Source organism: Bradyrhizobium jicamae (assembly GCF_001440395.1).
Lineage (GTDB): Bacteria > Pseudomonadota > Alphaproteobacteria > Rhizobiales > Xanthobacteraceae > Bradyrhizobium > Bradyrhizobium jicamae.
Window position 1 is genome coordinate 34,325 of the sequence record NZ_LLXZ01000211.1, and the last position, 12,733, is coordinate 47,057.

Annotated in this window: 11 protein-coding genes and 1 tRNA gene; 7 read left to right on the forward strand and 5 right to left on the reverse strand. The window is 62.5% G+C overall.

The annotated features are described in order from the left end of the window. Positions 1-103 precede the first annotated feature (103 nt). Together CQ12_RS36800 and CQ12_RS45460 are read right to left on the reverse strand one after the other, a co-directional pair. Positions 104-1,141, reverse strand: a complete 1,038-nt coding sequence (locus tag CQ12_RS36800) for a M15 family metallopeptidase domain-containing protein (protein ID WP_057840167.1) — start codon at positions 1,139-1,141, stop codon at positions 104-106. Between the two features lie 531 nt (positions 1,142-1,672). Continuing rightward, complete coding sequence (locus CQ12_RS45460) at positions 1,673-3,454, reverse strand: acyl-CoA dehydrogenase family protein (RefSeq protein ID WP_057840152.1); 1,782 nt, start codon at positions 3,452-3,454, stop codon at positions 1,673-1,675. 285 nt (positions 3,455-3,739) lie between these two features. Between CQ12_RS45460 and CQ12_RS36810 the strand changes: the two genes are divergently transcribed. Further along, positions 3,740-3,814: transfer RNA gene (locus CQ12_RS36810), tRNA-Gln, on the forward strand. Positions 3,815-4,206: 392 nt separating this feature from the next. On the opposite strand, the gene CQ12_RS36815 is transcribed toward CQ12_RS36810, so the two are convergent. The 3 genes from CQ12_RS36815 to CQ12_RS36825 form a co-directional block, all read right to left on the reverse strand. Then, complete coding sequence (locus tag CQ12_RS36815) at positions 4,207-4,710, reverse strand: flavin reductase family protein (RefSeq protein ID WP_083519637.1); 504 nt, start codon at positions 4,708-4,710, stop codon at positions 4,207-4,209. A 43-nt stretch (positions 4,711-4,753) separates the two neighbouring features. Then, positions 4,754-6,349, reverse strand: a complete 1,596-nt coding sequence (locus CQ12_RS36820; RefSeq protein WP_083519638.1) for a 4-hydroxyphenylacetate 3-hydroxylase N-terminal domain-containing protein — start codon at positions 6,347-6,349, stop codon at positions 4,754-4,756. Between the two features lie 127 nt (positions 6,350-6,476). Next, entirely contained in the window at positions 6,477-7,286 is an 810-nt protein-coding gene (locus tag CQ12_RS36825; RefSeq protein WP_063799877.1) for an IclR family transcriptional regulator domain-containing protein, read from the reverse strand. A 117-nt stretch (positions 7,287-7,403) separates the two neighbouring features. On the opposite strand from CQ12_RS36825, the gene CQ12_RS36830 reads away from it, so the two are divergent. From CQ12_RS36830 to CQ12_RS36855, 6 genes are all read left to right on the forward strand, one after another. Beyond that, a complete protein-coding gene (locus CQ12_RS36830) occupies positions 7,404-8,732 on the forward strand; it encodes an ABC transporter substrate-binding protein (RefSeq protein ID WP_057840155.1) in 1,329 nt (442 codons plus the stop codon). 23 nt (positions 8,733-8,755) lie between these two features. Next, positions 8,756-9,472 carry an ABC transporter ATP-binding protein gene (locus CQ12_RS36835; protein WP_057840156.1) on the forward strand — a complete coding sequence of 239 codons (717 nt, stop codon included), beginning with the start codon at positions 8,756-8,758 and terminating at the stop codon, positions 9,470-9,472. Positions 9,473-9,475: 3 nt separating this feature from the next. Next, entirely contained in the window at positions 9,476-10,177 is a 702-nt protein-coding gene (locus CQ12_RS36840) for an ABC transporter ATP-binding protein (RefSeq protein WP_057840157.1), read from the forward strand. Between the two features lies 1 nt (position 10,178). After that, the gene (locus CQ12_RS36845; protein ID WP_057840158.1) at positions 10,179-11,048 is read left to right on the forward strand and encodes a branched-chain amino acid ABC transporter permease; all 870 of its coding nucleotides are present in this window, start codon (positions 10,179-10,181) and stop codon (positions 11,046-11,048) included. A 5-nt stretch (positions 11,049-11,053) separates the two neighbouring features. After that, positions 11,054-12,130, forward strand: a complete 1,077-nt coding sequence (locus CQ12_RS36850; RefSeq protein ID WP_057840159.1) for a branched-chain amino acid ABC transporter permease — start codon at positions 11,054-11,056, stop codon at positions 12,128-12,130. 297 nt (positions 12,131-12,427) lie between these two features. Then, the gene (locus CQ12_RS36855; protein ID WP_057840160.1) at positions 12,428-12,640 is read left to right on the forward strand and encodes a hypothetical protein; all 213 of its coding nucleotides are present in this window, start codon (positions 12,428-12,430) and stop codon (positions 12,638-12,640) included. The last annotated feature ends 93 nt before the right edge of the window (positions 12,641-12,733 follow it).

Consider the following 12,733-nt stretch of genomic DNA (forward strand, 5'->3'; position numbering starts at 1 on the left):
CGCTTTCGCTCATGCTGGCTATGCGTTACTCGCTTGACTGACGGATAGACACTTCAGCTCTGCCGTCTTCCCGCGTGGGCGGGAAGGGCATGCGTTGGGCCGGCTACATGGTCCGGCCTTTCGACAATTTTGCCGTTTTCGCGTTGGCCGTTTTCGCGCGCTTAGCCGTGCGGTGATTGTCCCGCGCGGCCACGCGGTCGCGCTTCTTGATGCTCGCTTGCGCTTCCTGCGTCTTCGTTCCGCCGCGGCGCGAGGCATACTCCTTGCCGTCGATCGGTCCCACATGCGGCGGATCCCGGTCGAGATACGGCCGCCCGATGCCGAACGTCTTGCCGTTTTCGTCGATCCACTTCCAGAGCTTGTCGGTGGAGACCCAACGCTGCGCCCGCGTCGCGCCCTTGACGCTGACGATGTCGGCCGCAAGCCCGCGGCCATAACCGCCACGCAAACTCCCGCCATGATAGGATCGATCGGTTGCCGCCTTCAGCCCGCTTGCGATCCCTTGACGATAGTCGTCGCGGAACGCGCTGGTGATGCCGGGCGACAGTCCGGCTTGCTCGGCGGCATGTAGCGTATGAAAGAGTTTCAGCTTGAAGCTCTTGTCCATGCCGCCGATCACGTAGTCGATCATCGTCATGCCGGCTCTGTCAGCCGCCTTCGGGTCCTTCCAGGTAAAATCCTCGTCGACGCGTTTGGTAAAGGTTCTGGTGACGATTTTCGTTTTGCCCTTCCGCTTGATCGTCACTTTCCGCCGCTCAGTTACCTTGATGGCGTCGATCTTGGGCGCGCGCTCGTAGAGCGCCCACAAATAGCGGTCGATGCAGATCTCCACGACCAGACATTCCTCGTTGATCTCGAGGATGCCCACGGCCGGCAGGGGGCTTTCCGGCATCGTATCAGGCGTGGCCGCCGCGGCCACGTCGGAAGCAGGCGCCTCCGGCGGTAGCACTTCTGACGGATCGGTCAGCGAAGCCACGACGAAAGGTTTCGGCGCTTCCGAGACAGCCGTCGTATCAGGCGCTTTCGTGATGTCCGGCGCTTTCTCGATCACGGTCGTCGCAGGGAGCGGCAACTCGATGCGGTCGATGGCGGCGCTAGCCAGCGCGATCACCGGTTGCGTGACCACGGGCGGTGTAACCACGGGCTCGGCGCTCGCGACGCGAGAAGGTTCCTTGCGTTCCGCGGTTGAAGCCGCCTCGGCGCTCTCAATCGAAGCGCCGGCATTCTTGACAGAAGCGCTGACCCTTTCGATGGGAGCTGCACCGGGGCTGGCGAGCCAAACGAGAACCCAGCTCGAGAGAGCCACGCCCGTGAGAAGGTTGATTCGACGCTGCGCCTTCGTCGCCAATCGCCATGGGTCCATTGGTACGGCCTCCAAGGCTCCGCATGAGCCTGATTGCACAAGCACGCGATTGGCTCATTCTTCGGATTGCGAAATGATTGCGCAACGGCCGGGGACTACGGGGGCATTCGTTTTTTCAAGGGTGTTGCTGCAGTACAACGCGCAACGGCATGGAACTTGTTGTGTATTTTTGAGACTTGTGCACGCTACCTGACAGAGGAACAAGGATCGCAGGACCGTAAGGTGGATTAGCGCAGCGAAATCCACCTTGGTTCGTCGCATAGCGCCTGTGAAGGCCGGTTACGCTTCGCTAACCCACTCTGCAAATCGTCAGCCCAGCAACACCGCGTCCGCGCCGTTCACCGCGTCGGCTGAGTCCGTCACTGTCTTCTCCAGCGAGCTTGCCTGCACGGTGATGTTCTCGGCAAAGAACCGCGCCACCGTCACATAGCGCTGCGGATCGCCAGCTTCGCCATTGCTCTTGGCGGCGAGCGCTTCGCCGGCCAGCATGCAGCCGCCGAGCGTGGAGCCGAACAGGCGCAGATAGGGCGTGGCGCCGGCGAGCGCGTCGTTCGGCGCGGAGGCGACGCGCTCCAGCAGCCATTTGCTGGCGCGCTCGAGCGAGCCGAGCGCGTCGCGCAGTTTCGCGCCCGTCGTGCCGAAGGCCGGATCGTTCGAGGTTTCGACCTGCTTGACGATGCTGCCCAGTTCATCGAGCAGCGCCCACACCGACGCGCCGCCATTGGCGGCGAGCTTGCGCGTGACGAGGTCGATCGACTGGATGCCGTTGGTGCCCTCATAGATCGAGGTGATGCGCGCATCGCGGTAGTGCTGCGCGGCGCCGGTCTCCTCGATAAAGCCCATGCCGCCGTGGATCTGCACGCCGAGATACGTCACCTCGTTGCCGATGTCGGTGGAGAACGCTTTTGCAATCGGCGTCAGCAGCGCGCCGCGGGCGGCGGCGTCGGCACGCACCTTTGCGTCCTTGGCGCGCGTGGCGACGTCGAGCGCGACCGCGGTGGCGTAGCAGATCGAGCGCGCCACGGCCGTCATGCTGCGCATCTGCAGCAGCATGCGCTTGACGTCGGGGTGCACGATGATCGGATCGAGCCCGTCGCCCTTCTTGCCGATGGCGCGCCCCTGCTTGCGTTCCTGCGCGAAGGCGAGCGCCTGCTGATAGGCGCGGTCGGCAATGCCGACGCCTTCGAGGCCGACGCCGAGGCGGGCCTGGTTCATCATCGTGAACATGCAGAGCATGCCCTTGTTTTCCTCGCCGATGAGGTAACCGATCGCGCCGCCCTGATCGCCCATCGTCATGGTGCAGGTGGGGGAGGCGTGCATGCCGAGCTTGTGCTCGACGCCGCTAGGATAGATGTCGTTGCGCGCGCCGAGCGAGCCGTCGGCATTGACCATGAATTTCGGAATCAGGAACAGCGAAATGCCCTTGGTGCCCGCGGGCGCATCGGGCAGGCGGGCCAGCACGAAATGCACGATGTTATCGGTCATGTCGTGGTCGCCATAGGTGATGAAGATCTTCGTTCCCTTGATCCGATAGGTGCCGTCGCCGACCGGCTCGGCGCGGGTCCGCAGCGCGCCGACGTCGGAGCCCGCCTGCGGCTCGGTCAGCTGCATGGTGCCGGTCCATTCGCCGGAGACGAGCTTCTCCAGATAGATCTTTTTCAGCTCCTCGCTGCCATGGGCGTCCAGCGCCTCGATCGCCGAGAGTGTCAGGAGCGGGCAGAGGCCGAAGGCGATGTTCGAGGCGCTCCAGATTTCGGTGCAGGCGGCGTTGATCGCCAACGGCAGGCCCTGGCCGCCGAACGCTTCCGGTCCGGACACCGCGTTCCACCCGGCCGCCGCCCAGCGCTGATAGGCATCCGGCCAGCCGGGGGCGGTGGTCACCTTGTTGTCCGCCAGCTTGATGCCGTGTTCGTCGCCGACGCGATTGAGCGGCGCCAGCACGTCGCCGGCGAATTTGCCGGCTTCCTCCAGCACGGCGGCGGCAATGTCGCCGTCGAAGTCGCCGTAATGGCCGGCTTTCACGGCCGCCTGCAGCCCTGCGCCGTGGTTGAGCGAGAGCAGGATGTCGGAGATCGGCGCGCGGTAGGTCATGACGAAAATCTCGCTTTTTTTGGCTAACGTGCTGCCGCCGTCTTCCCACGAAACCAGGGTTCTCTCAACTCTCCGCTGGGCGGTATTACTACTCCGCCCCGAGGGCGCGAAAACCGGTTTGAGAGACCCAAAGCGGTGACCCTTTGTAAAGGGTCGCGCCAGTGAAGCCGATTTTGGCGTGAAATTCGCCCCCACGGCCTGTTGAAATGGCGTGGCTCCCTCTATAGACCGGCGGGGCCGGACACGGATCGCGCCGGTCGACCCGGGCGTTCCAGCCCGGCCTGTTGGGGCGTAGCCAAGCGGTAAGGCAGCGGATTTTGATTCCGCCATTCGGAGGTTCGATCCCTCCCGCCCCAGCCAATTGATATCGCTCGTCAAATCGCCTTTCCCGATGCTCCATTTGGAAATGCCGCAGTCCGCTGCCCGTCGAAGAAGAGGTCGCGCGATTTCGTTCGCCACCATCGCTCATGGATCCCATCGGAGTCGGGAGAAGCGATAGCGCTAGCCCGCTACCATCGTGCGATCTTCTACGACAAACTACGATTTCGTATGTTCGTTGGCAGCCCTTGGACTGGCTCTGGCGGCGAGACGTTTGCTGGCCACGGAGGTCAGCTGCTTACGCCTAGGCTTTGCGCAACTTTAAATTTTGGCGGCCCAGGAGCGCAGCAGTTCGGCGACGCGAAACGCTGGTGTTCCTATCGCGACCGACGGATATGCGACGCGAAGTGAACATCCTCAAGCAGGAATTCAGACTAGGCGCGTTGAAAGATCCCGTAGACACCCTTGTGAAAGACGAGCGGCTTGCAGGCGGCTTCCTCGCCCGAGATCACTTCACCCAAAATGATGTCGTGGTCGCCCGCCTTGTGGATCGTGCTGACGCGGCAGCAGAGTTGAGCGGCCGCACCCTGGAGCAGCGGCAGGCCGTCGGCGCTGAATGCGACAGCGAGGTCATCAAACCGGTTCCTCTGCTTGCCTGTGAAGCGGGCCGACAGATCGGATTGATGGTGGCCAAGAATGTTCACCGAGAACAATTTGCGCTTGCGGATTGCCGATCCCGTCGCGCTGCCTTCGTTGGTGCAAAACAAGAGCATGCACGGCGTGAGCGACACCGATGTCAGCGAGTTGATGGTCGCGCCGAACAGCTCGCCTTCCCATGCGGTCGCGATGATGGCGACGCCGGTTGGAAAGGCCCCCATCACCGAGCGGAAGCGCTTGGGATCGATGGTCTGCATGTTCATGTCACCACGGCGCCTCATGGTCCTGTCGGAGCACCATGGTGTGCTGCTCCGACGTCGTTAGTCATTTTCGCATCACGTGGTAGCTGAGCTCGCCGGGATCGGTGAGGTCAGGAACCTTCCAGCCATCGAGGTCGTATTCTGCCATGCAGTCCTCGGCAAAGCCCTTGAAGCGATCGGCATTGCCGGAAGCCTGCGCGCCGAACAGGCAGTAACGTCGGATCTCTTCGGTCGAGCCGCCGTAGTTGATTTCATAGAGCTCGTGACGCCCGCCGAACTCGCTGCCGATACAATCCCACAGCAGCTTGAGCAGTTTCACGCGCTCCTCGGCCTTGTAGCCGTTGGAGCCGCGCAGATACCGATCGAGATAAGGGCGGATCTCGTCGTTCTTGAAATCGCTGGAGTGGCTGTTGAGATAGATCAGGCCGGAGGCGACGGTCTGCTCGATCAGGTATTTCACCTTGGTGTAGGCCATGGTGGCGATGATCTGATAGGCGTTGCCGGGATCCATGTTCGGCAGCACATGATCACCGATCCATGGTCTGGGATCGCGGACCATGGCGTCCGACAGGCTCCAGAACAGATTGCGCCAAGCGATCACCTCGCCGACATTGGCCTGAACGCCGCGATAGTCCTTGGTGCCGGCGGCCTCCGTCGCCTTCAGTAGAAGGCCGCTGATGAAGTCGAGCTTGACGGCCAGGCGCGTGCAGCCATGCACGACGAAACGTGGCAGGAAGCCGGTGCGAGGGAAGAAATTGTTCGCCTTCTCGATGTCGCCGTAGACGAAGACGTTCTCCCAGGGCACCAGCACCTTGTCCATGATGAACACGGCGTCGTTTTCGTCCAACCGGCTCGAAAGTGGATAGTCGAACGGACTGCCCATCACGCTCGCGCTCATCTCGTAGGAAGTGCGACAGATAAACTTCACGCCGGGCGCGTTGGTCGGCACCATAAACACTGCGGCGAACTTCTTGTCCTGCAGCGGGATGAGGCCGTGATGCGCGACGAAGGTGTAGTTGGTCAGCACCGATCCAGTCGCGACCACCTTGGCACCTGATACGATGAGGCCGGCATCCGTCTCCTTCTCTACGTGGCAGCAGACGTCGGCCACTTCGTTCGGCGGACGGTCACGATCGACCGGCGGGTGGATGATCGCGTGGTTGATGAACGGCACGCGCTCCTGGCTGAATTTGTACCAGCGCTTGGCGTTGTCTTGGTACGGATCGTAGAAGTCGGAATTCGCGCCCAGTGTCGCGAGGAAAGCGGCCTTGTAATCCGGCGCACGGCCCATCCAGCCATAGGTGATCCTGGCCCATTCGGCGATCGCATCGCGGCCGGCGATGAGGTCGTTCATCGACTTCGGCGCCTTGAAGAAGGCGTGAGTCATGCCGCCATTGCCAGTGTCGGTGGGCAAAAGGAGCTTGTCCTTGCGCTTTTCGTCGTGAAGCGCGTCGTAGAGACGGGTGACCATGCGCGCCGTGTTGCGGAAGGCCGGATGCGTGGTGACGTCCTTGACCCGTTCGCCATAGATGTAGACGACGCGATCGTCGCGCAGCGAATCCAGGTATTCGGCGCCGGTTTGCGGCCGGGTGACTTTGACGTTGCCCGTGTGCTCCGGCGGTATCGTCACTGCTGCGGTGCCCTGCGCCTTGCCTGCCATCGCCTCATCTCCCGCTGCTTTGCCGTTTGGCTTGTTCGATTATCGAACTTTTGTCCGTATTTCGAACTTGGCGCGACGATACGGCTGCGTCAGCCGGTTTGCAAGGGGAGGCCAGATCAGCCGTGGATCAGACCGTCATCAGGGAGATCTGCTCGGCAATGCGGTTGAGCTCGGGGAGAAAGTGCTCGCGCATTTCGTTGCGCGTTGTTCGTGTTGAGTGCGTAGACAGATTGATCGCACCGACCGCCTGTCCGCTGCGGTCAAGCACCGGCACGGCCAGTGCACGCAGGCCGCGCTCCAGCTCTTCGTCGACAATGGAGAAGCGTTGCGCGCGGTCGGCGCGGATGCGGTCGAATAGCGCCTGAAGGTCGGTGATGGTCTGCGGCGTGTAGGCCTCGATGCGTTGCGACATCAGTCGGCGCCAGATCTCAGCCTCGTCGAGATAGCCGAACATGATCCGCCCCAGCGCGGTGTGCAGCGCAGGCAGCCGGCTGCCGACCGAGAGAGCGGCGGACATGATGCGACGGGCCGGCACGCGCGCGACGTAGACGATGTCGTTGGCTTGCAGGATCGCGGCCGAGCAGGATTCCCCGAGGCGCTCGCTGAGCTCGCGCATCAGCGGCTGCGCGCGATCGATCCAGCTCTGTGTCGATAGATAGGCAAAGCCGAGATCGAGGATTTTCGGCGACAGCGAAAACGTCCGGCCGTCCTGCTCGACATAGCCAAGCTGGCTCAGCGTGCGCAGCACGCGCCGGGCCGTTGCTCGCGACAGGTCGGCAACCTGGGCCGCTTCCGACAAGGTCATGGTCGGCCGTTGTCGTCCGAACGCGCCGAGCACCGCGAGGCCCTTGGCGAGTGTCGTCATGAATTCCTTGTCGTCGGGATCGCTGTTGCGTTGCTCCGGGGGTGGCGTCATGACGCGGTCTGTTGACTCCATCTAGGCTCTGACGGAAACTGGTCGACATACGAACGTATGTTCGAATATCGAACGCCGGCTCGTGTGTCAATCGATCCACGATGAGAATCCGGCGCATCCAGAGGGGAGGACGCGCAGATGACCTGCCACAAGATTGGTTCGACTCATCGTCATTCCATCGATCGCCGGACGCTCCTGAAATACTCGGCCGCAACCGCTGCCACGCTGTCGGCTGGATTGAAGTCGCCGGCGATCGCGCAGACGCGCGCGGTCAAGCTCGGCTATGTCTCCCCGCTCACCGGGCCGCTTGCCGCCTTCGCGGAAGCCGACAACTTCATCATCGCCAACTTCAAGGAAGCCGCCAAAGCGGGAATCAAGGTCGGCAACGCCACCGTGCCGGTCGAGGTCGTCGTGAAGGACAGTCAGTCCAATCCGAACCGCGCCGCCGAAGTTGCGAAGGGTCTCATCGTCCAGGACAAGATCGACCTGATGCTGGTCGCCTCTACGCCGGAGACCACCAATCCGGTCTCGACCCAGTGCGAGATCGAGGAGGTGCCGTGCATCTCCACCGTGGCGCCATGGCAGCCCTGGTTCATTGGCCGCCAGGCCAATCCCGGCGGCGGACCGCCGGCGTGGAAGGGTTTTAATTACACCTATCACTTCTTCTGGGGGCTCGAGGACGTCATCGCCGTCTTCACCAACATGTGGGGCCAGGTTTCAACTAACAAATCCGTGGGCGGGCTGTTTCCGAATGATGGTGATGGCAACGCCTGGGGCGACAAGGTGGTTGGCTTTCCGCCGGTGCTGGACAAGGGCGGCTACAAGCTCACCGATCCTGGCCGCTACCAGAATCTCACCGACAATTTCTCGGCGCAGATCGGTGCGTTCAAGTCGGCCAATTGCGAAATCATCACCGGGGTGGTGTTGCCACCGGATTTCACCACATTCTGGAAACAGGCTTTGCAGCAGGGCTTCAAGCCGAAGGTCGCCTCCATCGGCAAGGCGATCCTCTTTCCCGTCGCCGTCGAGGCGCTCGGCAAGGACGGCCACAATCTGTCCTCTGAAGTCTGGTGGTCGCCGAACCATCCCTTCAAGTCGTCACTCACTGGCATGAGCGCGAAGGATCTCGCCGGCGCCTATCAGACCGCGACCAAAAAGCAGTGGACGCAGCCGATCGGCTTCATCCATGCACTGTTCGAGGTCGCGGTCGACGTGCTCAAGCGTGCGCCGGATCGCGATGGCAAGGCGATCACGGCGGCCATCGCCGCAACCAACCTCGATACCGTCGTCGGCAAAGTGCAGTGGGGCGGCGCCAACCTGCCGCCGTTTGCCGCCAAGAACGTTGCCAAGACCCCGCTCGTCGGTGGCCAGTGGCGCTTCAAGGACGGCAAATATGATATCGTCATCACCGACAACAAGACGGCGCCGGCGATCCCCGTCGGCGGCCAGATGGAGGCCATCGCCTGATCGCGCTGGCGCTTTGACATCTCATGCTGCTGGAAGTCGCCGGCCTGAAGAAAAGCTTCGGCTCGATTGTCGTCGCTGACGATCTTGATCTCGTGGTCGCGCCGGGCGAGGCGGTCGGCATCATCGGACCGAATGGTGCGGGCAAGACCACGCTGTTCAACCTGATCGCCGGCGGTCTTGCGCCGACCGCCGGCTACTTCCGCTTCGACGGGCGCGACTTTACGGGCGTGCCGCTGCAAGGACGTTGCCGCGCCGGTATCGGACGCACCCATCAGATTCCGCAGCCGTTCGAAAAACTCACCGTATTCGAGAACTTGCTGGTTGGCGCGGTCTATGGCCGCCGCAAGACCGAGGCCGCGGTTGCGCAATCGTGCGGTGAGATTCTCGAGCGGTTGGGCCTGTTGAAGCGCGCCAACACGCTGGCCGGTTCGCTGACGCTGTTGGAGCGCAAGCGGCTCGAAATGGCCCGTGCGCTCGCTACCGCGCCAAAGCTTCTGCTGCTCGACGAGATCGCGGGCGGACTGACCGAGGGCGAATGCAGCGAACTGGTCGCGACCATACGCGAGATTCGACAGACCGGCGTCGCGATCCTGTGGATCGAGCATGTCGTCCATGCCCTGCTCGCCGTGATCGATCGCCTGGTCGTGCTGAATTTCGGGCGCAAGATCGCGGATGGAGTGCCGAAGCAGGTGATGCAGCTCCCCGAGGTGCATCAGATCTATATGGGCATTGAGGCATAACGCATGCATCTGTTGGAGACGAATAAGCTCACGGCCTTCTACGGCGACTTCCAGGCACTCTACGGCATCGACATGTTGCTGGATAACGGCGAAACCATCGCGATCATCGGCGCGAATGGGGCGGGTAAGTCGACGTTCCTCAAATCGGTCGCCGGCCTCATTCGTGGCGCGGCCGACAGCGTGTTGCTCGATGGCACGCCGATCGGCGCGCGCCCTGCGGCCGACATTGTCAAGCTCGGCATTGCACTTGTGCCCGAAGGAAGGCGGCTGTTTCCCTCGCTCACCGTGGAAGAGAATCTCCTGATCGGTGGTTATGGCCGCAAAGCCGCCGGGCCGTGGACGCTCGATCGGGTCTATTCGCTGTTTCCAATCCTGAGAGAGCGGCGATCGTCGGCACCGTCGACCCTGTCGGGCGGCCAGCAGCAGATGGTCGCGATCGGCCGCGCCTTGATGTCCAATCCACGTGTGCTCCTGTGCGACGAAATCAGCCTCGGGCTGGCACCCATCGTTATCGCCGACATCTACGCCGCACTGCCGCAGATCAAGGTCGAGGGCAGCAGCGTCGTGCTCGTCGAGCAGGACATCGTCAAGGCGATGAAAGTCGCCGACCGTGTCTACTGTTTCCAGGAGGGGCGTCTGTCGCTCGCAGGCCCGCCGCGGGATCTGACGCGCGAGCAGATTCACCGCGCGTATTTTGGTTCATGACATGACCGATTGGCTCGATGCATTGATCCAGGGCGTTTTATTGGGTGGCCTGTACGCGCTGTTCGCTGCGGGACTGTCGCTAATGTTCGGCGTGATGCGGCTGGTCAATCTCGCCCATGGCGACCTGATCGTGCTCGCCGCCTTCGCGATCCTGACTGTCGCGAGCACGTTTGGACTGGATCCCTTTGCCGCAGTGGTGTTGGCGATCCCGATCCTGTTCGTCGTCGGCTTTGTGCTTCAGCACGTGCTGTTGAACCGCACGCTCGGGCGCGACCTGCTGCCACCGCTGCTTGTCACCTTCGGTCTCTCGATCATCATCCAGAACGGGCTGTTGCAGGTTTTTTCGGCCGACAGCCAGCGGCTGCGCGCGGGTGCGATCGAGACCGCCTCGATCCCGCTTGGCGGCGGCATCGCGGTCGGCGTCGTGCCGCTACTGACGCTGATGTCCGCGATTGCCGTGATCGTATTTCTCAACTTCATCTTCTACCGGACGCCGGTCGGCCGCGCCTTCCGCGCGACCTCCGACGACCTCGAAGTCGCACAGCTCATGGGCGTCGATGTCAATCGCATCTTTGCAGTCGCAATGGGGCTTGCTTTCGTCGTGATCGCGATCGCGGCGCTTTATCTTGGCCTCCGGGCCAATTTCGATCCGACGATCGGGCCGGCGCGCCTGCTCTATGCCTTCGAGGCCGTCATTATTGGCGGGCTCGGCAGCTTCTGGGGCACGCTTGCCGGCGGCATCGTACTCGGGGTGGCGCAGACCATCGGCGCGCGCATCGATCCGGAGTGGCAAATCCTCGCGGGCCACCTCGCTTTCCTCGTGGTGCTGGCGGTGCGGCCGCGCGGCCTGTTTCCACGTGCACAGGATTGAATGCGATGGATGACGCCGCAGCCAGATCGACGCAGTCGTTCCGGATCGAGACGGCGGTCGGTTCCCCGCGCGCAACTGCGGTGGCCGTCCTGATCATTCTGCTCGCGCTGATGCTGTTGCCGACCTTCGCCGGTCGCAACCTGATCCAGGACCTGATCTTCCTGTTCTACATGCTGGCGCTGGCGCAATGCTGGAACCTGCTGGCAGGCTATGCCGGCCTGATCTCGGTTGGCCAGCAGGCCTTTGTCGGCCTCGGCGGCTACCTGCTGTTCGCCCTTACGCTGATCGCCGGCCTCAATCCCCTGCTTGCGATTCTGCTGGCAGGGCTTGTGTCCGCGCTGATTGCGCTGCCGACCGCATTGATCGTGTTTCGGTTGCGCGGCGCTTATTTCGCGATCGGCACCTGGGTCGTTGCCGAGGTCTATCGCCTCGTCTTCGCACAAGTGAAGCCGCTCGGCGGTGGTACCGGAACGTCGCTCACGCCGTCGGTCACGTCATCCGTGCCCGGCATCGAATGGGTCAAGACCTTGCTCGACGTGCGCGCGCCGGCGGCGCGCGACATCGTCTCCTATTGGGTGGCGCTGGCGCTACTGGCCGGTACGCTCGCGGCGGTTTATTTCATCCTCAGGTCGCGCCGCGGCCTTGCGCTCGGCGCGATCCGTGACCACGAGGCCGCCGCCGCAGGCCTCGGCGTTGATATCTATCGCATCAAGCTCGCCGTCTATGTGGCAACGGCCGCCATGACCGGCATGATCGGTGCGCTGATTTATCTCCAGAAGGCACGCATCTCGCCGGATGCCGCCTTTTCGGTGCTGGACTGGACCGCCTATGTCATCTTCATCGTCGTCATCGGTGGCATCGGCACGATGGAAGGTCCGGTCATCGGCGCCATCGTCTTTTATTTGCTGCAGCGCTATCTCGCTGATTTCGGGGCCTCCTATCTCATTCTACTGGGTACGCTCGGCATCGTCATCATGCTCTTCGCGCCAAGGGGCCTCTGGGGCTTGGTTGCCGATCGCTACGATCTGACGCTGTTTCCTACGCGGCGCCGGCTGATTATCCGTGACCGCGAGGACGGCTAGATATCGATCGTTAATTCCCTTGCGCAGTCCAGCGCAGCGCGCAGCTCACGCCGTCTATAAGACGGAGCGGCCGTTTTCCAACTAAGCACGTGGTCTCAAAGTCGGAGTCCATTTCAGTCACACACAGCGCAAATGCAACGGGTTCATATCGTAGCCGAAGCTGACTGCCGCTGTGGGGCACCCCGTGATTTCTGTCACAGATGGAAAAGCGAGCCTCGTGTATCAAACACGCATGGTGAGGCGCTGGCTTGCTTCAAGCCAGATGTTGTTCACACGCAACCCCCAAGGAGAGAACTCATGAAAGTAGTGCATGAACTGATCGATGCGGAACTCGACGCGGTGTGCGGCGGGATCTTCGACTTTACCAATCTGTCCAACAACATCGTCGCGCAGGCGAACACTGCCACGCAGGTTGGTGTCGCTCAGGGCGGCAACAGCGTCTTCGGTGCCGGCGGTGCTGCTAGCGTCGCGCAGCTGCTCGCGCAGTCGAACACCAGCTCGATCGGCTAACTTACGGAAGCCCGCACACCCCAGGCTGCTCCCGGGGGTGCGGGTACTCATTTCAATCGACAATTTTCACACGCAACCCCCAAGGAGAGAACT